The sequence below is a fragment of the Maritimibacter sp. DP1N21-5 genome (genome assembly GCF_019218295.1).
Lineage (GTDB): Bacteria > Pseudomonadota > Alphaproteobacteria > Rhodobacterales > Rhodobacteraceae > Maritimibacter.
In genome coordinates this window covers 65766-91518 of the sequence record NZ_JAHUZF010000007.1, presented here as the reverse complement: position 1 = coordinate 91518, position 25753 = coordinate 65766, and the positions used below count along the sequence as shown (strand labels likewise).

Sequence of the window (25753 nt, the reverse complement as noted above, 5' to 3'; positions counted from 1 at the left end):
CGATGCTCTGGTCCCTTTTCAAGATCGTCCTGTTCGTCGTCCTGATCGGCGCGGCCACGATGGGCGCCGTCTACCTGTTGGAGACGGATGGCGGCATCCGCATCGACGTGGGTGCGCAGGAGTTCAACCTCGGCGCCCTGCAGGCCGCGATTGCGCTGATCGTTCTGGTGGTGGTGCTCTACCTTTTCCTGAAGCTCGCAAGCCTGATCGTGGCCATCGTACGGTTCCTGAACGGGGACGAGACGGCGATTTCGCGGGCCTTCGACCGTAACCGCGAACGCAAGGGCTACGAGGCGCTCGCGGAGGGAATGATGGCGCTCGCGTCGGGTGAAGAGCGCGTCGCGATTACCAAGGCGACCAAGGCCGAGCGTTACCTGCGTCGTCCGGAACTGACCAACCTCATCACGGCTCAGGCCGCAGAAATGGCCGGCGACCGGCGCAAGGCGACCGAGGTTTACAAGCGGTTGCTTGCGGACGAACGGACCCGGTTCGTCGGGGTGCGCGGACTCATGAAGCAAAAACTGGAAGAAGGTGACACGGGCACCGCGCTCAAGCTCGCCGAGAAGGCATTCCAGTTGAAGCCGCAGCATGCCGAGACGGGAGATGTGCTTCTGGCCTTGCAAGCGACACAGAACGACTGGCACGGCGCGCGGGAGACACTGGGGAAGAAGGTGAAGACCGGCGCGCTTCCGAAGGATGTGGGCAAGCGGCGCGATGCAGTGCTGGCTTTGCAGGAGGCCAAGGGGATCTTCGAGGACGGCAATTCCATCCGGGCCCGTGAGGCGGCGATCGAGGCGAACAAGAAGTCGCCCGACCTCATTCCCGGTGCGGTTCTGGCGTCGAAATCCTACCTCGGTCAGGACAACCCGCGCTATGCTGCACGGGTGTTGACCAAGACCTGGAAAGTCAATCCGCATCCCGACATTGCCGAAGCCTTTGCCGAGATCGAGCCGAACGAGACCCCGGAGGCGCGGATCAAACGCTTCGCCCCATTCTTCAAGGCGCATCCGGACCATCCGGAAACCAAGATGCTGAAAGCAGAGCTCCACCTCGCCGCCGAGGATTTCGTGGAGGCCAAGAAGGCGCTGGGCGATCTGCCGGACGTGCACCCGACGCAACGGAACCTGTCGCTTCTGGCAGCCGCAGAACGCGGCATGGGGACTGCCGACGCGGAAGTGCGTGCCATCCTCGCACGCGCCGTCGTCGCGCCGCGCGGGTTCCAGTGGGTTTGCGACAAGTGCCACCAGGTGCACGGCGACTGGACGCCGGTCTGCGTGAACTGCGGGGCCTTCGACACGCTGTCGTGGAAAGAACCGGATGAGAAGGCCGTGAAGATGCCCGGCGGTGCGAAGATGGACGCACTTCTTGTTGGTGGTCCCGAGATCGGGCCCGAGCCCGGCGATGTCCTGCACGCGGGCGAATCCGGGATCGACATGCAGCCCGAGACACAGGCGGCGGCGGTCGAAGTCCTTGATCAGGACCCCAAGGAATCCGCCGAGGCGAAACGGGCAAGCTGATCCCGGTCGCCTGTCGAGGGGATCTTGCCGCCCATTGCCACGTCGTCGCTGCGGACGTCATTTTTGGTCTACACACGCCCGTTGGCCGGTGCTATGTCCCGCCCACCGAAGCGGTGTGCCGGTGTAGCTCAGCTGGTAGAGCACGTCATTCGTAATGATGGGGTCGGGGGTTCGAGTCCCTTCACCGGCACCACTTCGGGGTCAATCAAGTGTTTCTGCGGCCAGGAAACCTCTCCGAGGGGTGCCGCAGTTATGTGAGCGCGAACCTCGCATTACTGTTTCGACATCCACTCCTCGAGCAGCTGATCGAAACTGGCAGCACCGATTCCGACCGCGGAGAAACGGATCGGGCCAACGCCTCTTGGCGAGTCGTCGCGGATAATGACAGGCACTTGCAGGGAGGCGGCGTCTGAAGAAACGCGGTTGCAGCCGAGTGCCTCGCAACCCGCGATGAAGTTGTCTATGTCCGAAACGGCCTTCTGATACCAGCCGATGTGACCCGCACAGTTTTCCAAGTGATCTCTGGAAAACCCCGCCATCGTAAAGAACTGGGCCAGATTGTCGCCAATTGCGAGATCAGCAATGTTGTCGCCGATATGGGTGAAAAGCTGCGCGTAACGGGTGCCATCACCGTCGGCGAGGCAGTAGAGGAGACCGTTCAACGGCAACGTACCCCATTCGGTAGCAGGAATGCCTCTCAGGACGATCTGGATGCCAGATTCGTCAAAGGCCGAGGATTGCGTCACCAACGTACGCATGAGCGTTGTGCAATGCTCGCAGAGGAGGTCGGCCAGAATAACGAACCGTACCTTTGGGTCTGGCGCGCCAAAGCGCTGTTCGTGAGTGATTGTCTCCATAGCCAGATCTTGGGCGGCACGCCGTTCGCCCTTGGCGAATGCGGTAAGATCACCGGCCAATCTTGCGATGTCCTTCGATTGCATCACCTTGAAATCCAGCGAAGATATTGGCGTGTTCCGCGCGTCCATCGTTTCATCAGCAACACTCGTTCCAGGCATAGCCAGAGTAATCAGGGCGGTGGTGAGAATAGACTTCAGCATTGTCGTTACCCCCTTTGGAGAGAGAAGCGGATTTGCTATGGCAGGGTCGGACCACGTGGATTGCTGCCAGTCAACCCAAGACGGCCATCGGTAACTATCTCATGGAAACAACAGAACTAGCCGCGGTGAGCCCGATGCGTTACCGGGTGAGTCCTGAGTCCCACCCAAGTCTACCACAGCTTCGGATATTGCGGTTCCCGTATCCTGATTTCAGAAGACTAATTTGAGGACAGCGGTCGGATGATCAGGCCAGGGACACCAGATGGTTGTCCCAGGCGACATCGGACCGTCCGAGAAAGGTGGGGCCGTCGGGGCCGAGGGCGATCATGCCGCCCAGTCCATCGGTGGCGAGAAAGCCCTCTTCCAGCGGGGCGAGCCCGCAGACTTCTGCGCGGCTGACCGCGCCGAGGAAACTGCCGTCTACCGAGAACCGATGAACACGCCCGCCTTTGGGTGAGGTGATCGCGACTTCCGCGCCACTGCCCGCAAAGGCGATGGATCCCGCATAGCCCTGCATGAGCAGTTCGTCGGCGAGAGGAGCCTCGGCAAGCAGAGGTGTTTCGCCCCGCCGATGAAGGCCCAGAAGTGGCGTCGCTGCGCCCGGCTCGCCTTCCCACTGCATGGCAAAGGCGACGAGGCCGTCCTTGCGGATGGCGATGTGACGGATCGAGTTCTTGTGCAGCTCCGTCGCTAGCTCCAACGTTTCCAGATGCCGTCCGTCCGTCCCGAGATAGGTCAGGTTCGGACGCATCCTGTCGAGGTTGAGCTTCTCCCGGTCCCAGCCGTCGGTTTCGATCCCGCCGTTGGCGATGACAAGCGTCTTGCCGTCCGGCATGAGCAGGATCTCGTGCGGGCCGATTCCGTGGCTGGGCACCTCGTCGATCCGGGCGAAATCCCTGGTGTCCCAGACGCCGATAAGCCCTTTGGACCCTTCGGCCATTTGTTCGGACGTGAAAAGGAGCGCACCGTCGGCGGAGTAGGCACCGTGTCCGTTGAACTGCCGCCCCTTGGGTGTGGCAAGCTCATGCGTCACGTTCCCGGTCGGACAATCGATAACAAGCGCGAAGGTGCCGGGTCGCCGGGCAAACCCGATGGCCTCGGCCCGTGTCGGGTGTCCGCAGGCGGCGTGCCCACGGGCCGGAAGCGGGATGGAAAACGTCTCCAATCCGGCCGAGGTCAAACCGTGCAGCGAATAGGACCCGTCCGGTCGCCCGGCGGCCGCGAGGAAGGATGGAGAGCCGACCGAGGCCCAGCCGAGACGAGGCGTGGCTGATGCCGCGAGGAAACCCGCGAGGAAACCGCGCCGCGTTGCCATCTCAATCGCCGTCCGAGGAGTTGAAACCCGGGGTGAGGCCCATGGGTGCGCCGACCTCGACCTCGATCGCTTGGCGAAGCGCGTCGACGCGCTGTTCGGTTATTTCGAGGAGAAGCCGGGCGGACGGGTCGTCGATGTCCTGAAAGCCGGGGTCTGTCACTTTGGAGGCAGCATCGAGAAAACCCTCGAGCGCCGCCTGAGTCTGGGGCAGGGGGTCATCGGACAGCGCCTCGGCCAGGGCGACGGCAGCTTGCACCGAGGTTACGACATTGGGCAGTGAGCGGTTCGACCGCCACGCCTCGGCCCGGGCGGGCCGGGGTCTGGTGACTTCGCCAAGGGGTCGGCCGAGGCGGGTGTCGGCGGTGAATTCGAGCGAGGTCAGGATCTGGGTATAGATGGCGCGCGTGGCTTCGTCTTCGGACAGATAGGTGACGTTTCCGGAGGCACCAGCGCTGCGCAGCGTGTCTTCAAAGGATGTCCAGTCGTCGGCAAGCGCGACGGCCTGAGCCGACAGATCTTCAGCGAGCGCGGTCACGAGCCGGCAGGTGTAGCTGCCGGTGTCATAGTCCGAAAATTCCGGGTCGAAGAGCAGCATGTCGAGCGCGAACAGCCCGCGGGCGGCGATGGACAGGTCCGTCATCGCGGCGGGGTCGTTAACCACCGGGTCCTCGTCGGCGATGAGGCGCGAGAGCGTCTTGTCGGTGAACCCGCGCGTGTCGGGCCAGAACGCGATGGAAAGGGCGCCGTGTTCCGAAGGCCCGATGCGAAGGTCGCCCACGCGCATCCACGACTGCATCAGGCCGTCGTAGGGAATCGTGAGGTTGGCCGGCAGGCAGCTTTCCTGCGCCGCCCCCGCGAACTCCTGCGCGGTGGCCGCGAAGTTATCGAGGCCGGGGTGGATGACCTCGTCCAGCGCTTCGTCCACCCCCGCTTGCGCGGAAGTGGCGATCAGGAAGGCGGCGAGGGTCGTTCGGATCATAGGGACTCCAGGAACTTGATCAGGGCGGCACGATCCGTGGCCGGCATCGCGGCATAGGCGTCGCGGGCGGCCTGCGCCTCGCCCCCATGCCAGAGGATCGCTTCCTCAAGCGTGCGAGCGCGCCCGTCGTGCAGATAGTTTTCGTGACCCGACACAAGCTCGGTCAGTCCGATGCCCCACAGAGGCGCGGTGCGCCATTCGGTGCCGGTCGCCCGGGCCTCGGGCCGGTGGTCGGCGAGCCCTTCGCCCATGTCATGAAGCAGCATGTCGGTATAGGGCCAGATCAGCTGGAACGACTGCGACTCGCGGTCCTCCATGCGGGCCGTGACGAACTTCGGCACGTGGCAGGCGGTGCAGCGCGCGCCATAGAACATCTCCTTGCCGCGCAGGACCTCGGGATCCTCTACGCCGCGCCGGGCCGGGACCGCGACGTGCTGGGAATAGAAGGTGACGAGATCAAGCCCGGCGTCATCCACCTCAAAGCCGCCGTGCTCCGCATCGTCGCCGTGAACGGCGGTGTGACAGTCCACCTGCGCTTCGGTGCAGTCGCCGCCGGGATCGGGGAAGAGGGAATTGGAGATGCCGATGTCGCGGGAAAAGGCAGCGGCGGATTGATGGCGGATCGTGGGTGTGCCGGCCTTCAGTCCAAAGCGGCCCAGCATGACCTTCTCATGCTCGATCGACCAGACCAGATTGGGGCGCCCGGAAATGCCGTCCCCGTCCTCGTCCGCCTCGTCGGCATGGGCCAGGATGTCTTCTGCCGGGATGGCTTCGAGCAGGCCAAGACCGATCATCTGCGGCGCGACACGGGGCGAGAGCATCGCCTCCTTGTGCAGCGGGCCGTAGCGCAGATCCTTGAGGGAATAACGGGGCTTGCGCAGGGTCACGACGGTCCCGTCATCCAGTTTCACCCGCATGTTCCGGTAGCGGATGACCATGCGCGCCTCGGCGTCGAGGCCGGAGGTGGCGAAATCCTGAATCTGGCCACCGTATGTCGGTTCTTCCGCGGTGCCGATGAAGTCCTCGATCTGCTGAAGCTCCAGCGCCGTGTCGGCGGGAATGGACACGCGCAGGAACATGGAAACGGCATTGTCGTCGGGCCCTTCGGGCACATGGCCGCGGCCGTCCTTGAAATGGCAGTTCTGGCAGCCGCGGGCGTTGTAGAGCGGTCCCAGACCGTCCGACGCGATGGTGGAGGAGGGGGCCGTCACCCAGATCTTGCGGAAAAGGCCGTTGCCGACCTTGAATTCGAGCTCGCCGTCGAAGCCGATGTTGGCCGATGGCTGGCTGAAGGCATCAGCATTGGCGCGGGCGCGCACGGTGGTTGCGCCGCCCGGTCGTTCCTCGAAGGCCTCGGGTGCGGAAAAATCGTCGGTCGGGGTCGTGACGGCGGCGATCCGTGCGATTTCTTCCGCCGTGCGGGGCGTAGCCTGCAGGTGGTCGTCGGTCAGCTCGAACCCGAAGGCCGAGCTGGCCAGAAAAAGCGCGACGAGGTTACTCGCTATCGTCCATCTTGCCCGCGTTAAGCTGGGCATAATTCGCTTCGCCGATACGGTCGTAGAGGTCGAGTTGGGTTTCCAGAAAATCAATGTGGCCTTCTTCATCGGCGAGGAGTTCCTCGAACAGCTTCATGCTGACATAGTCGCCGGCCTCTTGGCACACTCCACGCGCCTCGCGATAGAGCTTGGCGGCAGAATGTTCGGCGGCAAGGTCGGCTTCAAGGGTTTCGCGCGGTGTTTCCCCGATCTTGAGCGGGTCCAGTTTCTGAAGGTTGGGGTGCCCTTCGAGGAAGATGATACGCTCGATCAACTTGTCGGCGTGCTGCATCTCTTCGATGCTTTCCTCACGGCTCTTGGCGGCCATGTTCTTCAGGCCCCAGTCTTCCTGCAGGCGGTAGTGAAGCCAGTACTGGCTCACGGCGGTCAGTTCGTGACGCAGCGCCGTGTTAAGGTACTCAATAACCTTATCGTTGCCCTTCATGCCTATTCTCCTTTGCCTTGCGCAGGTTGCGCAGCTCACTGGGTACGTGGAGGTTATCGTTTTTTCGCATGGTTGCAACGAAGTGGGACATACAGCCGCCGCAGTCGGCCGACTTCCCGAGCGCGTGATAGACGCGCCCGGGCGTGATGATCGTCGCCGAATCTGCCGCCCGCATCCAGTCGATGGCGGCATGAATGTCGCGGTCGGTGATGTTCTGGCAGGAGCAGACGATCATCTCTTCGGGGTCCTTACTGGAAAACGGCGTCGGGGTTGTCGAGGCTGTCGGAGCCTTCGAACTGGATCGAGTCGAGCTCGAGCGCCGTGACGATGCGCTCGATGGACCGGGTCTGGTCGATCAGGCCGTCGACGCCGGCCATCACAAGCGCTTCACCTTCGGCGTTGCCGGCTTCGAGCATCTGGTCATAGGCGAAACCGCCTTCGGCAGCGTCCGAAAGGGCCGTGAGCGCGGCCATGGTGGTGTCGAGCCTGGCCTTCATCTCGTCATCCAGCGCCGGATCGGTTTCAGCCACCAGATCGGAGAGCGACGGCCCTTCGACGACCGAGCCGTCCACTCGGGTATAGGTGCCCAGGTAAACGTTCTGAACGCCCAGCCCGTCGTTGTAATGTGACCGGTGGGTGTTGTCCGAGAAACAATCGTGCTCTTCTTCAGGGTCGTTCAGCATGAGGCCAAGGCGCATGCGTTCGCCCGCCTGTTCGCCGTAGGAAAGGCTGCCCATACCGGTCAGCATGGCGACGATCCCGGCGTTAGGGTTCGCGGTCACTTCTGCGCGAGCGTCGCCACCTTCGCCCCAGGCGTCGACCATTTCCTGAAGGTCGGTCAGCAGAAGGTCGGTTGCGGCGACGAGGTAATCCGCGCGGCGGTCGCAGTTGCCATTGGTGCAATTGTCGCCCTGGGCGAAGTCGGTGTAGGGGCGGTCGCCCGCGCCCGGTTCGGTCCCGTTGAGGTCCTGACCCCAGAGCAAGAACTCGATGGCGTGGTAGCCACGGGCAACGTTGGTCTCGATACCGTCCGCTTCGTTGAGCGTGTCGGCGATGAGCGCCGGCGTGATCTCGGTGGCATCGACCTCGCTCCCGGCGATGGTCACCTGCGGATTGCCGATCACGTTCAGCGCGGCCAGCTCGTTTTCGTCGGTGGGACCGCCATAGGAGGCGTCGACATAGTCGATGAGGCCTTCGTCGAGCGGCCAGGCGTTCACCTTGCCTTCCCAGTCGTCCACGATCGCGTTGCCAAAGCGATAGGCTTCGGTCTGTTGATAAGGCTCGCGGGCGGCGATCCAGGCCTCTCGCGCCGCGTCCAGCGTCTCCTGCGACGGATCGGCGACCAGCGCGTCGATGGCGCTCTTCAGCGTTTCGGCGGTGGACAGGCTGTCGGAGTAGGCGGCATGCGCGATGTCGGCATAGGTGTCCACGATCGCGGCCTTGTCGGCGGCGAAGGCGGGAACGGTGCCAAGGATCAGCGCGGCAGCGGTCAGGCAAGTACGAGTCATATCCATCCCTTTTGTCGGTTTGATGGATAACTGAGCGAATTACTCGGGTAAGTCAAGAATACCGAGCAAAATAGTCGGAATTGCGCCGATCCCGGACACCTGGAACGCAAAGGGGCGGCCGAAGCCGCCCCTGTTCCGGACCTGAAGGCCTGCCTAGAGGAATCCGGGAAGCCACAGTACGATGGCCGGAACCGCGATCACCAAGGCGATGACGGCCATGTCGGCGATCAGGAAGGGGATCACGCCCTTGAAGATCTGCACTACGGTCGCGTATTGGCTCGCGACGTTTCGGATCACGAAGACATTGAGGCCCACTGGCGGCGTGATCATCCCGATTTCCAGCATCTTGACCACGAAGACGCCGAACCACACGAGGCTGACCTGCTGCGCCTCTAGCACGGGCAGGAACACCGGAAGCGTGACCAGCATCGCGCCGAAGGGCTCCATGAACATGCCGAGGACCAGATAGATCAGCACGATGATGATCATGAGCTGGACATAGCCGATGTCGGCCCCCGCCACGGTATTCGCGATGAAGCTTTGCAGACCGGAGAGCCCCAGGAAGCGGGTGAACATCGTCGCGCCGATGCCGATGATGAGGAGCGATCCGGTCGTCGTCACGGTTTCGATGAGAGAACGGGAGATGGCGACGCGCGTAAGCTTGCCGGTCAGGCCCGCGACGATGAAGGTTCCGAGCGCGCCGATGGCCCCGGCTTCGGTCGCGGTGAACAGGCCCGAGAAGAGCCCGCCGAAGACGACGAGGATCAGGAAGAGAACCGGCAGGAGCTGGATGAAGACCTTCGCCCCCTGACCGGGATCGACCTTGACGCGCGGTGGAATGATGTCGGGGCGGGTCACGCTGATGATCAGCACGACGAGCGAATAGGCGATGGCGGTGGCGATCCCGATGGAGATGCCGCCCATGAAGACCTGTGTGACCGAGGTTTCCGCGATGATCCCGTAGATGATCATGAGGATCGAGGGTGGAATGAGCGCGCCGATGGTACCGCCGGCCGCGATTGAGCCGGTCGCGATGGAGGGGTTGTAGCCCGCGCGGATCATCTCGGGGATGGCAATGCGGCCCATGGCGGCGGCGGTCGCGATGGAGCTGCCGGAGAGAGCCGCGAAGCCCGAGCAGGCGAAGATCGAGGAAATCGCAAGCCCGCCGGGAAGCCGTGCCAGGAACACCTTGGCCGCGTCGAATAGCCCTGCCGTGAGCCCCGTGTGATAGGCGACGAAGCCCATGAGCAGGAACATGGGCACCGCGCTCATCGTCCAGGAGGCGACGAAGCTGTAGGGTGTGTTCTCGAGGATGCCCAGCGCCGGGCGAATGCCGATCATGGCCCAGATGCCGCCGAAGCTCACCATGATCAGCGCAAGAGCCACCGGCACGCGCAGGACCAGCAGAAGGGCAAGGATCCCGACCGCATAGAAGCCGATTTCAATGCTCATTCTCGGCCTCTTGGATCTGAGTGGCGGTGGTGTTGAAAAGATAGCCCAGCGCCATCAGCACGGAGACGATGGTTGCAAGGGTGAAGCCGACGGGGGCGAAATAGAACGAATGCCAGACCGGCATTTTGTAGGTCGCGATTTCGACCAGCGTGCCGACGCGGGTCTCGGACAGCGCCTTGTCCCAGTTGGTATAGGCGAGGTAGCCATAGATCACGGCGGCGATTGCCATGACGCTCGCATCGGAGAAGCGGCGCAGGCGCGGCGTGAGGGCGAATTCGATCACCTCGACCGAGATCATCTGCCGGCGGAACTCGAGCCAGCCCAGGGGCAGGAACGCCACCGCGGTCATGTAGTAACGTGCCACGATCTCGGGGACGGTGTTCATCGAGTAGCGGAAGAGGTTGCGCAGGAGCACGTCGAGCGAGATGTGCAACATCATCGCGATGACGGCGAGCGCGCCGATGTATCCCATGATCCGTGCGATGCGTTGCACGAACACGATCAGTGAAGTCATTGCCCCAGTCACCCGAAATGGTTCGGTCCGGCCCCGAAAAGGGACCGGACCGATGTCGATTACATGCCGTAGGTCTCGAAATCGACTTTCGACCAGATCTCGTCCCAGGCACGGGCGGCGAGCGCTTCGGGGTCGGTGCCGACCTCGTCCACGATGCCTTCCCACTTGGTCACGAGCGCGGCGAAGTCGGCTGCGAGCGGGTTCGAATCCACGCGCGACTGGACGTCGGCGGCAGCGAACTCTTCCGAGGCAGCGAGGAACTCGGCGGAGGGTTCCTGGTCGTCGATCCCGGCGGCGGCGACGGCTTCGTTCGCTTCGTTCGGCATCTGAACGGCCCAGCGGTCGGTCAGCTGCGGGTCGCCCCGGTTGGCAGCCTTGGCGAATTGAACGCGCTGTTCGGTCGTCATGTCGGCCCAGGCATCGGCGGCCACGGTGAAGTTCGACGTGACGTGATAGGTGCCCAGCGGGACGCGCAGGACGTGTTTCGCCACGTCCACGAGACGATAGGACAGCATGTCGGCGATCGAGGCCATGGAGCCGTCGATGGTGCCCTGGCTCATCGCTTCGAAGGTCTCGCCCACCGGAAGGTTCACCGGGGTCGCGCCGAAGTTTTCGGCCCAACGCGAGTAGGGCGCACCGCCCGAGCGAAGTCGCAGACCCTTGAGGTCGTCGATGGTCGTCACCGGTTTGGTGGTCATGAGCACGTAGGGGTCCGACGAACCCGAGCCGAGGAACACGCCGCCGAAGGCTTTGTATTCTTCCTGACAGGGGGCGCAGTTGACAACGAATTCGGTCATCGCCCAGCCCATGGCATGCGGGTTGCGGCCCGCGAGCGCGAGGTCACCGGCCACGCCCGTCTGCGGGAAGTCGGCGGCGAAGTAGAGGGGCAGCGAGTTGCCGACGCTGGCGAGGCCGGTCTGAAGCGCGTCCTTCATCTGCGGCAGCGAGACGACCTCAGGGCCGACCACGTTGGCCGACATCGTGCCGCCCGATTCCTCGTCGAGGAAGCCGACGAACTTGTCGTACATATAGGCCGCCGGGTGGACCGGTGGAGCGGCGGGCGCGGCGATGAAGCTTTGCGCAACCGCTGCGCCTGCCATGGTGAGCGCGACAGCGGTGGCCGCGCCGGTGACTTTCCACAGTTTCATGGGTTCTCCTCCCTTGTCACGTCCTAGAGGTTCAGAAGACGCTTCGCGTTTTCCTTGAGGATGAGAGGACGCACCTCATCCTTGAATGGTGCCTTTTCGAAGTCGGCCAGCCAACGGTCCGGCGTGATCGCGGGCCAGTCGGAGCCGAACAGCATTTTCTTCTTCAGCATCGAGTTCGCGTATTTCACGAGGATCTCGGGGAAATACTTCGGCGACCAGCCCGACAGGTCGATGTAGACGTTGGGCTTGTGCTGGGCCACGGCAAGCGCCTCTTCCTGCCAGGGGAAGGAGGGGTGCGCCATGATGATCTTGAGATCCGGGAAATCCACGGCCACGTCGTCGATGGACATCGGGTGCGAATACTTGAGCCGCATCCCCATACCGCCGGGCATCCCCGAACCGACGCCCGTTTGCCCGGTGTGGAACAGCGTGATCGCGCCTTCTTCCTCGAGCACTTCATAGAACGGATAGGCCATCCGGTCGTTGGGCCAGAAGCCCTGCATGGTCGGGTGAAACTTGAACCCGCGCACGCCGAAATCGCGGATCAGGCGGCGCGCCTCTCGGGCGGCCATCTTGCCCTTCCAGGGGTCGATCGAGGCGAAGGGAATGAGGATGTCGTCGTTCGCGGCGCAAAGCTCGGCCACTTCTTCGTTCGAATAGCGGTGGAAACCGGTCTCGCGTTCGGCATCGACAGGGAAGATCACGGCACCGATCTTGCGCTCACGGAAATACTCGGCGGTCTGCTGCACCGTCGGCAGCATTCCCTCGGCCCCGGCGGGGTTGCCGAAGTACTTCGCCATGCCCTGCTGGAATTCGTTGTATCCGTCGTCGCGCGAATGGTTGCAGGGCTCTTCCGCGTGGGTGTGGATGTCGATGGCGATCAGGTCGTCTACATTGAGGGGCATATCAGTCCAGTCCAGTGAATTTTCTAAGGAGCGCGTTCAGCGTCTCTGCCTCTTCTGCGGTCAGGGCGACGCGCTGGGCAAGGTCCGTGTCGAGGAACTTGCTCCGGTTTCGCGCAACGAAATCTTCGCCTTTGTCCGTCAGGGCGAGGCGCACCGCGCGGCGATCCGTGGCATCCGTCGTCCGTTCGAGCAGTTTTTCCGCCGCCAGCCGCGATACGAGCTTGGTCATATGCGCGGGCTTGATGTGCAGCGTGCGGGCGATGGTGCCCTGTTTCAACCCGGGATTCAGCGAGATCACCCAGAGCACGGTAAACTCGCCGGGCTTGATGCCGAGCCCGCTGACCTGCTCGAAGAAGCTCTCGAATGCTTTCACCTGCGCGATCCGCAGCAGGAAGCCGGGCGACTTCGTGATGTCGCCCAATTCGACGGTCTCGTCGTCCGCCTGCTCTATGATCGCTTCCGGCTTCATGCGTTCGGGTTGGTCACCTTGCCGGCCTTTTTCGTGAGGAAGGCCTTCAGCCGTTCCTCCGCCTCCGGGCTGGTGGCGGTGAAAGAGGCGATGAAGCTTTCCACGAAGAGGCCATCGTCGCTGCCCATGTCTTGAATGCGGGGCAGAGCGTTGATGATTGCGTAGTTCGAGATTTCGGCGTTGGTCGCGGCATGGGCGGCGAGGGCGACGGCCTTCTCGAGCGCCTGACCTTCCTTCACCACATACTGCACGAGGTTCCAGCGCTCGGCCGTGTCCACGTCCACCGACCGGCCCGTGAGCATCATGTCGGTCATCCGCGCCAGACCCATCAGGCGGGCGGATCGCACCGAGGCGCCGCCGCCGACAAAGATGCCACGCTGGCCCTCGGGGAGCGCGAAGAAGGCGGTGCTGTCCGCCACGCGCACGTGGACGGAGGAGGCCAGTTCCAGCCCGCCGCCGACGACCGCGCCGTGCAGCGCCGCGAACCAGGGCAGCTTGCCTTTCTGGATCCAGCCGAAAACCTCGTGCCAGCGACGCGAGCCATGCACGCCCTCGAAAGGCGTCTTCTTGACATGTTCGGCAAGATCGAGGCCCGCACAGAAATGCGGCCCGTGTCCATGGATCACAGCCGCCTTCGCCTCGCCTTCCGCGCGGCGCACGAGCGTGGCCAGTTCCTCCACGAATGCATCGGAGATGGCGTTGCGTTTCTCGGGCCGGTTGAGACCCAAGATCGCGACGTCGCCCCGGACTTCGTAAGTCAGGTACGTCAATTCCAAAGCTATCCTCCCATCCGACTGGTCGATGGTCTGACGAGTCGTTGAAACCACTATCCATGTATTTAGTTTCCGCGTAAACTAAATTCTGAATGGCGTCGAGGAACCGTGAAGGGGCGCCATCCGGAACGCCCGTGGGAGGATCATATGACGAACGCGAATCTGCGCCCTGTGGCGCTGTGGAAAGCCGATGTGCATTGGGACGAGCGCGAGGATGGCAGCATGCTCGTCTGGCAGAACGACCCTCTGGCGCCGCATCCGGAAAAGATCAGCGACCGAATCGACCATTGGGCCAGTGTCGACCCGGATCGTGTGTGGATGGCATCGCGCGAGGTCGGCGAGACGGAGTGGCATCGCGTGACCTACGGTGAGATGCGCGAAAAGGTCCGTTCCATCGGGCAATTCCTGCTGGATCTCGGACTTTCCGTGGATCGGCCGTTGGTGATTCTGTCCGAAAACTCCATCGAACATGCGCTGATGGCGCTGAGTGCCCAGTATGTCGGCATTGCGAGCGCCGCCATCGCCCCGGCCTACTCCCTGATTTCCGAAGGCTACGGCAAGCTCAAGGGCGTGCGCGATCAGATCACGCCGGGCGCGGTCTATGTCGATGACGCCGAGCCATTCCTGCCAGCGCTGTCCGCTGTGTTCCCCGAGAACACCGTCATCGCCGCGAAAAATTGGGAGCTGACCTTCGCCAGCGTCGTCCGCACCCCGGTGACTGACGCCGTGGACCACGCCAATGCGCAGGTCACGCCGGATCACGTGGCCAAGTTCATGTTCACCTCGGGCACCACCGGCAATCCAAAGGCGGTGATCCAGACCCACGGGATGCTCGCCACCAATATGGAGCAGGTCACCGATTGCTATGCCTTCGCGCGTGACGAGCCGCCGATCATCCTCGACTGGGCGCCGTGGAACCACGTCGCGGCCGGCAACCTGATCTTCAACTTCGCGATCTGGAACGGGGGCACCTTGCACCTCGATGCAGGGCGGCCCACCAAGGCGATGATCGGCGAGACGATCCGCAACCTGCGCGAGGTTCAGACCAATTGGTATTGGAACGTGCCCGCCGGGTTCGAAATGATCATGGCCGAAATGGAAAAGGACCCCGACTTCGGCAAGACCTTCTTCGAGAAGATGAAGATCATGTATTACGCCGGTGCCGCCATGGGGCAGCACACATGGGACGAGCTGAAAGAGGCCTCGGTGCGTGCGACCGGCGAGGAGATTCTTCTCGCCACCGGGCTCGGCGCCACGGAAACCGCACCCTTCGCGCTGTTTCAGACCGAACCGCAGGCAAACCCCGGCAACATCGGTGTGCCCGCCAAGGGCATTGTGCTCAAGCTCGTCCCGAACGAAGGCAAGCTCGAGGCGCGGGTGAAGGGCCCGAACGTGACCCCGGGTTACTGGCGTGACGACAAGCTGACTGAAGAGGCCTTTGACGAGGAAGGCTTCTACAAGCTGGGCGACGCGCTGCGGTTCGCGGTGCCGGGTGACCCGTCCAAGGGGTTCTTCTTCGACGGTCGCGTCGCCGAAAACTTCAAGCTCGGGACCGGGACATGGGTGTCCGTCGGGGCGCTTCGTGCCAAGCTGACCGACGCGCTGGGCGGGATTGCGCGGGACGTGGTTCTGGCCGGCGAAGGGCACGACAGCCTTGGTGCCCTGCTGGTTCCTTTCCGCCCTGCGATGGAACGCATCGTGCCCGGCGGCCATGACATGAGCGACGCGGACCTCTTCGCGCATCCCGCGCTGCGGAAGGCAATTTCCGAGCGGCTGGCGGGGTACAATGCTCATGCGACCGGGTCGTCCATGCGGATTCCCGCCGTGATGTTCCTTGAAGAGCCGCTCGACATGGACAAGGGCGAGGTCACCGACAAGGGCTCGGTCAACCAGCGCGCGGTGCTGCGCGAACGTCCGGAGTTGGTCGAGGCGCTCTTCACGGACGATGCGCGCGTGATCCGATAGTCGGCCCCGGTTCTCAGGGCCTGGACGGCTGAAGCGTGGCGTCGCGCGTCGTTGCACTTGGCCGTCCCGCCTGCAGGATGTATACATCGTTATGTATACATGGAGGACCGCATGAGCGAAGAACGGGGCAGCACCCATGCGAAAAGGGCCGCTTACGACCTGCGCCAGCGGATCGTAAAGGGTGAAATGCCTGGTGGAACGCGCCTTTACGAGGTCGCGCTCGCCGAGGAGCTTGCCATTTCCCGGACGCCGGTGCGCGAGGCGATGAGCCGCCTTGCGGAAGAAGGTCTGCTGGAGCGCGCCAGGGGCGGGGGCTTCGTCGTGCGGTCATTTTCCCAAGCCGATGTGGTGGACGCGATCGAGCTGCGCGGCGTGCTCGAAGGCACCGCGCTGCGGCTCGCCGCCGAAGCCGGGGCAAGCGACAAGGCCATCACCGATGCGCGGCAGGTTCTGGCGCGGATCGACACCGCCCTGGCCACCGGTGACGTGGCGATGCTCGACCCCTATGCCGAGCTGAATGCCTTGTTTCATGAGGAAATGGCGGCGCTTTGTCCCTCAGGGATCGTCCGGCGCGAGCTGGATCGGGTGAAGTCGCTTCCCTTCGCCTCGCCCTCGGCCTTTGTGTTCAAGCGGCTGGATTCGCCCGCCATGATCAACTCGCTGGTCATCGCACAGGCGCAACATCATGCGATGATCGACGCCATCGAGGCCCGGGAAGGATTTCGGGCCGAGGCTCTGGCCCGCGAACATGCGCGAATCGCTCGGGCCAACCTCGAGGCACGGGCGAAATCAGCGGAAGAGGGGCACCCGGCGCTGGCCCTCATCGTGGAATAGGCGACGAAAAACAGCCGCGGCGCATACATTCTGGCGAAGATTTCGGGGAACGAAGTGATTTTTCCTTGCAATCCACCCCCGTGATCCGACAGATGTATACATCGAATGGCTTTAGGGAGGTTGTCATGGCGAAGAGCCTTGAGCAAATCATGCAGGAGACGAACATCGTCACCCACCTGCGCAATTCCAAAATCGGCATGTACATCTATCCGGGCGTCGCCCCGGAATTCACGAACTGGCGTTCGGAGCAGATGGCATGGCGCGACTCGGTCGTCGTCTACGACCAGTCCCACCACATGGACGAAGTCACCGTCGAAGGCCCGGACGCGCAGGCGTTCCTCGCCCACGTCGGCATCAACGACTTCGGCAACTTCGACATGGGCCGCGCGAAGCACTTCGTGCCCGTGACCCCCGCCGGCCACGTGATCGGCGACCACATCATCTTCCGCCTCGACGAGAACAAATACGTCACCGTCGGCCGTGCGCCCACCTCGAACTGGATCATGTTCCAGGCCGCGATCGGCAAGTGGAACGTCAAGGTCTCCTACGATCCGCGCTCGGACTCTCGCCCGGACGGCAAGGCGATCTACCGCACGCATTATCGCTTCCAGATCCAGGGTCCCGACGCCGACAAGATCTTTGAAGAGATCAACGGTGGTCCGGTTCCGGAGATCAAGTTCTTCCACGTCGACACGATCAACATCGGGTCGCGCAAGGTGCAGGCCTTGCGTCACGGTATGGCCGGTGCGCCGGGTCTCGAAATCTGGGGCCCCTACGCCGACAAGTCCTACATCCAGTCGACCATCGCGGAAGCCGCGAAGAAAGTCGGCGTCGAGATGCACTTCGTGGGCTCGCGCGCCTATTCGACCAACACCGTCGAATCCGGCTGGATCCCCTCGCCGCTGCCCGGCATCTACACCGGCGACGGCATGATGAAGGACTACCGCGAGTGGCTGACCGAACAGTCCTATGAAGCGGCGGGTTCGATCGGTGGTTCGTTCGTCTCCGACAACATCGAAGACTACTACGTGAACCCCTTCGAGCTGGGCTACGGCTTCTACATCGGCTGGAAGAAAGACGACTTCATCGGCAAGGACGCCCTGACCAAGATGAAGGGCGCGTCCTCCAACCGGAAGAAAGTCACCTTCGAGTGGAACGCCGAAGACGTGATGAAGGTCATCTCGTCGTGCTTCGCGCCCGGCGAGAAGAACTACAAGTGGATCGACTTCCCGCAGCCGAACTATGCCTCGTCCACCGCTGACCGCGTCATGCAGGGCGACAAGATGGTCGGCATGTCGATGTTCAACGGCTATTCCTTCAACGAGCGCTGCCTTTTGTCGCTCGGCGTCGTGGATCAGTCGGTCGAAGTCGGCGATGTGCTCGAAATGGTCTGGGGCGAACCCGATGGCGGCTCCAAGAAGACCTCGGTCGAACCGCATGAGCAGACGACGATCCGCGTGCGCGTGTCGCCGACGCCCTACTCGACCGAAGCCCGCACCAACTACGCCGACAGCTGGCGGACGAAGTAAGGTCGGCTTACGAAAAATTGAATGCGGCCGCCCTGTGCAGGTGGCCGCATTTTCTGCCCGTTACGCCCTCCCGCGTCGGGGCGTCGCCGGGTCGGGCTATAGCCGCAGGTTATGGCAAGGGACGCGAATGTGATTTGATCGTTTCCGGGCACATCCTAGCTTGCCCGCATCGGCCCAACCGGGCCAAATGGAACGATCAAACTTTCTGGGAGGACAAACAGAATGATCAAGACCATGCTACGCTCCGCCGTTGCCGCCGCCGCGCTTTCGCTCGCTGCTGGCGCCACGATGGCTGAACCCATGAAATTCGCTCATTGGGTGCCGCCGGCACATACGCTGACCGCCTCGACCATCGAGCCGCTTCAGGCCGCCGTGGCCGACTCGGGTCTCGAAATCGAGGTCTATCCGGGTGGCGAGCTCGGTGCCGGGCCGCTCGAGCAATACGTCCGCGTCGTGCAGGGCGTCGCTGACATGGTGTGGGGTCTTCAGGGCTACACGTCGGCTCAGTTCCCGCTGACCATGATCTCCGAGCTTCCGGGCGCGCTGCCCGAGGGCATGACCGGCTACGACATGCTGTGGAACGCCTATGAGGCCGGCCAGCTCGACGGAGAATTTCCGGGCACGGTGCCGCTCGCCCTGTGGCTTTCGGAACCCAACGTGTTCATCATGAAGGACCACGACATCCGCAAGCCCGAAGACCTTGCCGGTCTGAAGATCCGCGTGTCGGGTTCGGCGGCTGCCGCTGCCGTGGAATCGCTGGGCGCGACTCCGGTTCAGATGCCCGCGGGCGAGATCTACAACTCGCTGCAGACCGGTCTCATCGACGGCGTGATCACCGGGGCCTCGGCCATCGGCGACTTCAAACTGGACGAAGTGGCCAACAGCTACACGCTCAACGCGCCGCTCGGCCATATCTCGTTCTACGTGGTGATGAACAAAGCGAAGTATGACGCGCTGCCGGAAGAGCAGAAAGCCGCGCTCGATGCGATCAAGGGCCGTCCGCTGTCCCAGTCGGCGGAAGAGGGCTGGAACGCCCGTGCCGATCAGGTGATCGAGGAAATCTCGAACACCGGCGACAACACCGTCTACACGCTCACCGACGAAGAGCGCGCGGCCTTCGAAGCCCTCACCTATCCGATCCGCGACGAAGTCGTGGGCGAAGTGGGCGGCTCGGAAGTCCTCGCCACGATGCAGGGCCAGTAAGCTTTGCTCGCAACGGTAAACAAAGGGGCAGACTGGCTTATCCGCCTGTCTGCCCTGCTCGGCACCATCGGCCTTCTGGTCGCCGTGACCGTGATCCTCGTCGACGTGGTAGGCCGGTTCTTCGGCTCGCCGCTGACGGGGGCGCAGGACATGACGCAGATGGCGATGGTGCTCATCGTCTTTGGTGGTATGGCGCTCTGCGACAAGATCGGCGGCCATGTGAACGTCGACCTGTTCGAGGGCATGATGCCGCGCTGGCTCATCTGGGCCGGTGATTTCGCCTCGGCGTTGATCGGGATGATCATTTTCGCGGGGATCGCCTGGACGACCTGGACCTCGGTGCAACTCATGCGGTTCCAGCTTGGCGTCATTCAGAAGACCAACATCATCGACCTGCAGTTCGACTGGTTCAAAGGGTTCATCATCGTCGCCTCGATCATCACGGCGCTCGGCATGTTCCTCAGGCTGATCACGCTGGTCACCACAGGCGACAACGGGCAGGCGTCCAAGGGGCACTCATGAGCAACGAAATGATCGGCCTCGTGGGGCTTCTGGCCCTCTTCGTCCTTTTGGGGCTGCGCATTCCCGTGGCCTTTGCCATGTTCGCGGTCGGCTTCATCGGCAACATGATCCTGAACAGCCCCACGGCGGCGATGAGCCAGCTCGCGTCGGACGCGTTTTCGCTGTCGGCGAGCATCGACCTTGTCGTTGTGCCGCTCTTCATCCTGATGGGGAACGTGGCGACCGAAACGGGCATGAGCCGCAAGCTCTATGACGCCGCCTATGCCTGGATCGGCGCGATCCGTGGCGGTCTGGCGTCGGCAACGGTCGTAGCCTGTGGCGGGTTCGCGGCGCTCTCGGGGTCCTCGGTCGCCTCGGCCCTGACCATCGGTCGCGTGTCGCTGTCCGAGATGGAGCGTTTCAAGTATGACAACCGCCTGTCGACCGGCGTGGTCGCCGCGGGCGGCACGCTCGGCATCCTCATTCCGCCCTCGACGGGCTTTGTCATCTACGCGCTGCTGACCCAGCAATCCATCGGGCGGCTGTTCCTTGCGGGCGTTCTGCCAGGCCTCCTGCTCCTGTCGATGTTTCTTCTCACCATCACGCTCATCACCTGGTGGAAGCCCGAGATGGGACCCAAGGGACCCAAGACGGCGTTCTCGGAGAAGATGCGCTCGACAGGCGGCGCGGCACCGATCCTGCTGGTTATCGTCCTGACCATCGGCGGGATCTATACGGGTATCTTCTCGCCGGTCGAGGCCTCGGCCGTCGGCGCCGGTCTTATCATCCTGTTCGGCATCGTCATGCGGCAACTGACGTTCGAGAAGTTCTGGCGCGCGTCCAAGGACAGCGTCGTGACCACCGCGACCGTCATGCTGATCCTGATCTCGGCCTATATGATCAAGACCTTCCTCGCGCTGTCGCATATCCCGCAGGCGCTGGGCGGTTTCCTTCAGGCGACCGACATTTCGACCCTGGGCGTGCTCTGCATCATGCTGGCGATCTACCTCATCCTGGGCTGCTTCCTCGAAGGTTTCGCGATGATGGTTCTGTCGATGCCGATCTTCTTCCCGGTCGTCATGCAACTTGGCATCGATCCGATCTGGTTCGGAGTGCTCGTGGTGCTGACGCTGGAGATGGGGCTGATCTCGCCCCCTGTCGGTCTGAACGTGTTCATCGTGAAAAGTGTCGCGCCGAACGTGAGCCTGGCCCGGATGTTCCGGGGCGTGATCCCGTTCTGGATCGCCATGTTCATCACGCTGGTGCTGCTCGTGGCCTTCCCGCAGATCTCGCTGTTCCTGCCCAACACGATGATCAACTGATCCATGGCGATTGTCCTGATCCCCGGTCTGCTCTGTGACCGCTATTGCTGGGAACCCGTCCTTGATCACCTGTCCGAGGCGACGGTGGCTGATGTCGGCTCGCAGGACAGCATCACCCAGATGGCCACCGATTGCCTCGCGCTGTCGGAGGGCCTTCTGGAGGTCGCGGGGCATTCCATGGGGGCGAGGGTCGCCATGGAAATGGCCCGTCTCGCCCCGAATAGGGTGCAGAGGCTGGTCCTGATGGACACGGGCTTCAAACCCTTGAAGGATGGCGAGGTCGAAAAGCGTGCCGAGATCGTGGCTTTCGGACACGAACACGGGATGGAGGCGCTGGCCGCTCGGTGGCTCCCGCCGATGGTCCATGAGCCGAACCAGACGCCGGAGCTGATGGGGGCGCTCACCGATATGGTGCTCCGGTCCAATCCCGAGCGTCACGAACGGCAAATCCACGCGCTCGTGACGCGGCCGGATGCGGAAGCCTATCTGCCGCGGATCGCCTGTCCGACACTGGTCGTGGTCGGGCGACAGGACCAATGGTCGCCGCCGGAACAGCATGAAGAGATCATGGCGCTCCTGCCCAATGCGCGGATGGAGATCGTCGAGAACGCGGGCCATTTCGCGCCGGTGGAACAGCCGGATGTGGTCGGGCCGATGGTCGCGTCATTTCTGAAAGGAGACGCCTGATGTTCTTTCTGATGGAAAACCTGCATCACCCGAACAAGGACGCCGAGCGCGACCGCCTGCGCGCCACGCATCGCGATTGGGTCAAGTCGGGGGGAGAGGGGCTTTGCTCGGTTTTGATCGGCTCGGCGCTCTGGGATGCCGACGGGGGTGCGATCGGCCATTGGGGCGTGCTGGAGGCAGAGACGGAGGCGGATGCTCGAGCCTTTTCCGAAGGCGACCCCTTCCATGCCGAAGGGGTGGTCCGGCAGCTCAACCTCACGCGGCTCGCGGACGGGTTCCAGGCGTCGCGGATTTCCGAACGGATGACCGTTTCGGGCTGATCTTCCTAAACCTCGCCCGATACCACAATACGCTCTCGCAGTATCCGCAGAAATTCGACCACCGCCGGTCCCGGTTCACCGATGCGCGTCACACCGATGGACACTTCGGACCCGGGAAGGTTGATGTCGACGGGCCGTAGCTCTGGCCTGAGCCGCGCGAGCCCGGATCGCCCGTAGCAAAGCATCGCGATGGATTGGCTCGCTTCGATCATCTGTTCGGCATTCGAAAAGCTGAACATCTCGGCGGATTGGGCGGGCGGCACCGCGCCCGCTTGACGAAACACGCGGTCGAAGAACGATCGGATCGGGGTGCCATGAGGCGCGACGATCCACTGTTCACGGGCAAGGTCCCGCACAGTAACCTCTCGTTCATGAACGGGGTGATCCGCCCGCGCGACCATCATGTAGCGTTCGTGATAGAGATGCTCTTCCACGAAGCCGGCATAGGGCGTGGGGTCACGCAACACACCGATGATGAGGTCGATTTCCCCCCGTTTCATCGCCTCTGCCAGTGTCTCGTATCCCCCGGGCACGGCCACCAGATGCACCAGCGGATGGCGTCGGGTGATCTCGCCGAAGGCGTCGAGCACCATGGATTGGCCGGAAAACGGCAGCATCCCGACCGATACCCGCCCCACCAGCGCATCGCCTGTCGCGGCCATGAGGGCCGGGATCTCGCGGATCATGCCGTCGATCCGGTCCCAAAGCGCGGCAAGCGCACGGGCCGCGTCGGTCGGTTCCAGTCCGGCGCGCCGGCGGGTGAAGAGCTGTGGTGACACGTGATCCTGACAGGCAAGGAGCGACTGGCTCACCGCAGGCTGGCTGATGCCGAGCGCCTTGGCCGCCGCTGAAGCGCTGCCATGCCTGACCACGGCGGAAAGCGCGATGAGATGCCGCCATCGCACAAAGTTCACCAGCCGCAGCGGCCCGGAATTGCCCAGGGCGCCCCGCTCCGCCGTCTCGACCTCGGTCATGATGAGCTGGCAACGGTGGATGAGAATGTCGCCCATCGTGGTGGGTTCCGACCCGGACCAGCCGCGCTGGAACAGGACGGCGTCAAGGCGTTGTTCCGCATCGTGAAGCGCGCGGGAGAATGCGGGTTGTGACAGGCCCACCGCGTCGGCGGCGTCCGACAGCCTCCGGCGCTCCGACAAGGCGCGGATGACCCTGACGTGGCGGGCCGAAAGACGGGGCAGATGCTCTTGCATGGCAAAGATATAAGTAGAATGAACAGAGTTATACAAGCTGCGCATATGCAAGCCAGTCTGCAAGTCCCTATATGGATGCCAGGACACCCAGAGGGAGGACGCGTCATGTGCGCCAAGACGCTTGAAGAGCGGCTCAAGAATTACGCCAGTCCGTTCGCAATGCTCTACGAGAACCAGATGGGCCGCTATCCGTTCCCGATCGAGCCGGAATACACCCACTGGGCCGAGGAACAGAAGGCATGGCGCGAAGGCGTCGCGCTGATGAACCAGAGCTTCCACATGACCGACCTTTACGTCAAAGGTCCGGACGTGATGAAGCTGCTCGAAGCGGTCTCGGTGAACTCATATGCCAAATTCGGCAAAGGCAAGGCCAAGCAGATCGTCTGCGTGAATTATGATGGCTACCTGATCGGCGATTCGATCATCTTCGGTCTCGAAGAGGACGAGGTCGTCATCGTTGGTCGCCCGATCATCCCGAACTGGGTGCAGTATAACGCCGAGACCGGTGGCTACGACGTCACTGTGACCCGCGACGAGCGCAAGCTCGACGATCCCGACAACCGCCGCCTGACCTATCGGTTCGAGGTGCAGGGACCGCTGGCGCTCGACCTGCTGAACAAGGTGAACGAGGGTGGGTCGCTCACCACCAAGTTCTTCAACATGGGCGAGATCACCATCGCGGGGTCCAAGGCCTATACGCTGTCGCATGGTATGGGCGGCGCTCAGGGGCTCGAGATCGTCGGTCCCTTCGATGACGGCGACAAGGTGAAGGCCGCGCTGATCGAAGCTGGCAAGGAATTCGGCATGCGTCTTGTCGGTTCGCGGGCCTATGCCTCCGCTGCCGCTGAATCCGGCTGGGTCCCCTCGGTCCTTCCCGCGATCTACACCGGCGAGAAGATGAAGCCCTACCGCGAGTGGTTGAAGGCAACGTCGTTCGAGGCGGTTTCGACCCTCGGCGGGTCCATGAAGACCGGTAACATCGAAGACTACTACCTGACACCCTGGGACGTGGACTATGGCCGCGTGGTGAAATTCGACCACGATTTCATCGGTCGTGAAGCGCTCGAAAAAATGGCCGACGGCCCGCATCGCAAGAAGGTGACGCTGGTCTGGGATCATGACGACGTGCAGGCTATCTATGCCGGGCAACTGGGTCACAAGGACCTGCCGACCAAGAACATGGATTTCCCGGCGGCGCATTACGCGAGCTATCCCCATGACCTCGTCACCAAGGATGGCAAGCAGGTCGGTATTTCCATCGCGCCCGCCTATTCGGCCAACGAAAAGGCATGGATCTCTCTCGCCATCCTGAACCCCGAAGTGGCGGAAATCGGCACTGAAGTGACGGTAACGTGGGGTGAGCCGGACGGCGGATCGTCTAAACCCACGGTCGAGCGGCACCGGCAGGCCGATGTTCGCGCGGAAGTGCACCCGTGGCCCATTCACGAAGCGTCGCGTCTGACGTATCGTCAACAGAAGTAATCGGAGGAAAGAGGATGTCCGTGGTTTCCATGATGAAGAACAGCCCTGCGCCGATGGCGGCCCTGCTCGATGGCGTGTCCATCGAGGTCATGCCGCGCACCGCGTCGAAGATCGAGGATTTCACAGCCATCCTTCCTGCCGGCACTCGGGTCTACATCGCCCATATCGAGGGCACGCCGATCCAGGAGATGGTCGACACCGCCAAACGTCTGGCCGCTGGCGGGTTCGAGGTCATGCCGCACTTCCCGGCCCGGATCATGAAGAACGACGCCGAGCTTAAGGACTGGATCGACCGTTACGTGAGCGAGGCGGGGGTCTCGTCGGCCCTGCTTCTGGGTGGTTCGCCGACCACGCCGCTCGGTGCGCTGGACAGCTCGATCCAACTGATCGAGACGGGTTACTTCGACGGGTTCAAACGCCTGCATGTCGCAGGTCACCCGGAAGGCAACAACGACATCGACGCCAAGGGCGCGACCGTGAACGTGGACGAGGCGCTGCGTTGGAAGCAGGCTTACAAGGACCGTTCGGGCGCCAAGATGGCGATCGCGACCCAGTTCGCCTTTGCCGCCAAGCCCGTGACCGACTGGGCCGAACGTCTGGCCGCTTTTGGGATCACGATGCCGATCCATGTGGGTGTTGCCGGTCCGGCCAAGCTTCAGACGTTGATCAAATACGCCATCGCCTGCGGCGTGGGCCCGTCCCTGACGGTCCTTCAAAAACGCGCGCGGGATCTGACGAAGCTCCTCAAACCGTTCGAGCCGACCGAAGTCCTCACCGACCTTGCGGTTTACAAATCCGAGCATCCGGACAGCCTGATCGACAAGATCCACGTGTTCCCGCTGGGCGGCATCAACGCGTCCGCGGACTACATCCGGGACCACTCCAAGGCCTGATGGCAAGTGAAAGACGGACATCGGCGGTTTCAGGTCGCCGATGACTTGCTGTGCTGACGCGCGAAGCACAGGTTTGCGGATTTCCCGGATCCGCCTGACCCTCCCCCACCTCCCCAGAATCTTGGTTTACGAAGCGTTGATCATCGGTCCAATTGACCGGGATCTTCCCTGATGTGCCCCATTCTGATGCC

At 62.9% G+C, this 25753-nt stretch carries 25 protein-coding genes and 1 tRNA gene; 12 read left to right on the top strand and 14 right to left on the bottom strand.

The features are described from left to right. Window positions 1–2: 2 nt before the first annotated feature. Complete coding sequence (locus KJP29_RS18415; RefSeq protein WP_218465096.1) at window positions 3–1517, top strand: heme biosynthesis protein HemY; 1515 nt, start codon at window positions 3–5, stop codon at window positions 1515–1517. 117 nt (window positions 1518–1634) lie between these two features. Then, window positions 1635–1710, top strand: a tRNA-Thr gene (locus KJP29_RS18410). Between the two features lie 79 nt (window positions 1711–1789). Here KJP29_RS18410 and KJP29_RS18405 read toward each other — a convergent pair. The 13 genes from KJP29_RS18405 to KJP29_RS18345 form a co-directional block, all read right to left on the bottom strand. Continuing rightward, the gene (locus KJP29_RS18405; protein WP_218465095.1) at window positions 1790–2575 is read right to left on the bottom strand and encodes a hypothetical protein; all 786 of its coding nucleotides are present in this window, start codon (window positions 2573–2575) and stop codon (window positions 1790–1792) included. Between the two features lie 244 nt (window positions 2576–2819). Next, window positions 2820–3890: a DUF1513 domain-containing protein gene (locus tag KJP29_RS18400; RefSeq protein ID WP_218465094.1), complete on the bottom strand. Its 1071-nt coding sequence runs from the start codon at window positions 3888–3890 to the stop codon at window positions 2820–2822. Between the two features lies 1 nt (window position 3891). Further along, the gene (locus KJP29_RS18395; protein WP_218465093.1) at window positions 3892–4869 is read right to left on the bottom strand and encodes an imelysin family protein; all 978 of its coding nucleotides are present in this window, start codon (window positions 4867–4869) and stop codon (window positions 3892–3894) included. Beyond that, a complete protein-coding gene (locus KJP29_RS18390) occupies window positions 4866–6404 on the bottom strand; it encodes a di-heme oxidoredictase family protein (RefSeq protein WP_218465092.1) in 1539 nt (512 codons plus the stop codon). The genes KJP29_RS18395 and KJP29_RS18390 overlap by 4 nt, the downstream gene beginning before the upstream one ends. Then, entirely contained in the window at window positions 6364–6849 is a 486-nt protein-coding gene (gene bfr / locus KJP29_RS18385) for a bacterioferritin (RefSeq protein ID WP_218465091.1), read from the bottom strand. Before bfr ends, KJP29_RS18390 begins: the two co-directional genes overlap by 41 nt. Next, complete coding sequence (locus tag KJP29_RS18380; RefSeq protein ID WP_218465090.1) at window positions 6833–7084, bottom strand: bacterioferritin-associated ferredoxin; 252 nt, start codon at window positions 7082–7084, stop codon at window positions 6833–6835. The genes bfr and KJP29_RS18380 overlap by 17 nt, the downstream gene beginning before the upstream one ends. Window positions 7085–7097: 13 nt before the next feature. Then, entirely contained in the window at window positions 7098–8357 is a 1260-nt protein-coding gene (locus KJP29_RS18375) for an imelysin family protein (protein WP_218465089.1), read from the bottom strand. A 153-nt stretch (window positions 8358–8510) separates the two neighbouring features. Continuing rightward, on the bottom strand, window positions 8511–9809 hold the full coding sequence (locus KJP29_RS18370) for a TRAP transporter large permease (protein ID WP_218465088.1): 1299 nt from the start codon (window positions 9807–9809) through the stop codon (window positions 8511–8513). Further along, on the bottom strand, window positions 9799–10323 hold the full coding sequence (locus tag KJP29_RS18365) for a TRAP transporter small permease (RefSeq protein ID WP_218465087.1): 525 nt from the start codon (window positions 10321–10323) through the stop codon (window positions 9799–9801). The genes KJP29_RS18370 and KJP29_RS18365 overlap by 11 nt, the downstream gene beginning before the upstream one ends. 59 nt (window positions 10324–10382) lie before the next feature. Continuing rightward, window positions 10383–11471 carry a TRAP transporter substrate-binding protein DctP gene (dctP, locus tag KJP29_RS18360; protein WP_218465086.1) on the bottom strand — a complete coding sequence of 363 codons (1089 nt, stop codon included), beginning with the start codon at window positions 11469–11471 and terminating at the stop codon, window positions 10383–10385. A 23-nt stretch (window positions 11472–11494) separates the two neighbouring features. Next, window positions 11495–12376, bottom strand: coding sequence for an amidohydrolase family protein (locus tag KJP29_RS18355; protein WP_218465085.1), 882 nt, complete (start codon window positions 12374–12376; stop codon window positions 11495–11497). A gap of 1 nt (window position 12377) precedes the next feature. After that, window positions 12378–12845, bottom strand: coding sequence for a MarR family winged helix-turn-helix transcriptional regulator (locus KJP29_RS18350; RefSeq protein WP_218465084.1), 468 nt, complete (start codon window positions 12843–12845; stop codon window positions 12378–12380). Then, window positions 12842–13621 (bottom strand): crotonase/enoyl-CoA hydratase family protein, encoded by a 780-nt coding sequence (locus KJP29_RS18345; RefSeq protein ID WP_218465083.1) that lies wholly within the window; start codon window positions 13619–13621, stop codon window positions 12842–12844. Before KJP29_RS18345 ends, KJP29_RS18350 begins: the two co-directional genes overlap by 4 nt. Window positions 13622–13765: 144 nt before the next feature. Between KJP29_RS18345 and KJP29_RS18340 the strand changes: the two genes are divergently transcribed. The 8 genes from KJP29_RS18340 (at window position 13766) to KJP29_RS18305 (ending at window position 21979) form a co-directional block, all read left to right on the top strand. Further along, complete coding sequence (locus KJP29_RS18340; protein WP_218465082.1) at window positions 13766–15583, top strand: feruloyl-CoA synthase; 1818 nt, start codon at window positions 13766–13768, stop codon at window positions 15581–15583. A gap of 111 nt (window positions 15584–15694) precedes the next feature. After that, complete coding sequence (locus tag KJP29_RS18335) at window positions 15695–16417, top strand: GntR family transcriptional regulator (RefSeq protein WP_218465081.1); 723 nt, start codon at window positions 15695–15697, stop codon at window positions 16415–16417. Window positions 16418–16542: 125 nt separating this feature from the next. Next, window positions 16543–17946: an aminomethyltransferase family protein gene (locus KJP29_RS18330; protein ID WP_218465080.1), complete on the top strand. Its 1404-nt coding sequence runs from the start codon at window positions 16543–16545 to the stop codon at window positions 17944–17946. Between the two features lie 222 nt (window positions 17947–18168). After that, window positions 18169–19149, top strand: coding sequence for a TRAP transporter substrate-binding protein (locus tag KJP29_RS18325; RefSeq protein WP_218465079.1), 981 nt, complete (start codon window positions 18169–18171; stop codon window positions 19147–19149). 3 nt (window positions 19150–19152) lie between these two features. Further along, window positions 19153–19671 (top strand): TRAP transporter small permease, encoded by a 519-nt coding sequence (locus KJP29_RS18320; protein WP_218465078.1) that lies wholly within the window; start codon window positions 19153–19155, stop codon window positions 19669–19671. Further along, entirely contained in the window at window positions 19668–20972 is a 1305-nt protein-coding gene (locus KJP29_RS18315) for a TRAP transporter large permease (protein ID WP_218465077.1), read from the top strand. Before KJP29_RS18320 ends, KJP29_RS18315 begins: the two co-directional genes overlap by 4 nt. 3 nt (window positions 20973–20975) lie before the next feature. After that, the gene (locus KJP29_RS18310; RefSeq protein WP_218465076.1) at window positions 20976–21659 is read left to right on the top strand and encodes an alpha/beta fold hydrolase; all 684 of its coding nucleotides are present in this window, start codon (window positions 20976–20978) and stop codon (window positions 21657–21659) included. Then, on the top strand, window positions 21659–21979 hold the full coding sequence (locus KJP29_RS18305; RefSeq protein ID WP_218465075.1) for a YciI family protein: 321 nt from the start codon (window positions 21659–21661) through the stop codon (window positions 21977–21979). The genes KJP29_RS18310 and KJP29_RS18305 overlap by 1 nt, the downstream gene beginning before the upstream one ends. A gap of 5 nt (window positions 21980–21984) precedes the next feature. Here KJP29_RS18305 and KJP29_RS18300 read toward each other — a convergent pair whose 3' ends face one another. Then, a complete protein-coding gene (locus tag KJP29_RS18300; protein ID WP_218465074.1) occupies window positions 21985–23187 on the bottom strand; it encodes a LysR family transcriptional regulator in 1203 nt (400 codons plus the stop codon). A gap of 105 nt (window positions 23188–23292) precedes the next feature. Between KJP29_RS18300 and KJP29_RS18295 the strand changes: the two genes are divergently transcribed. Together KJP29_RS18295 and KJP29_RS18290 are read left to right on the top strand one after the other, a co-directional pair. After that, entirely contained in the window at window positions 23293–24669 is a 1377-nt protein-coding gene (locus KJP29_RS18295; protein WP_255553751.1) for an aminomethyl transferase family protein, read from the top strand. Between the two features lie 14 nt (window positions 24670–24683). Continuing rightward, window positions 24684–25562: a methylenetetrahydrofolate reductase gene (locus KJP29_RS18290; protein ID WP_218465073.1), complete on the top strand. Its 879-nt coding sequence runs from the start codon at window positions 24684–24686 to the stop codon at window positions 25560–25562. Window positions 25563–25753: the final 191 nt, after the last annotated feature.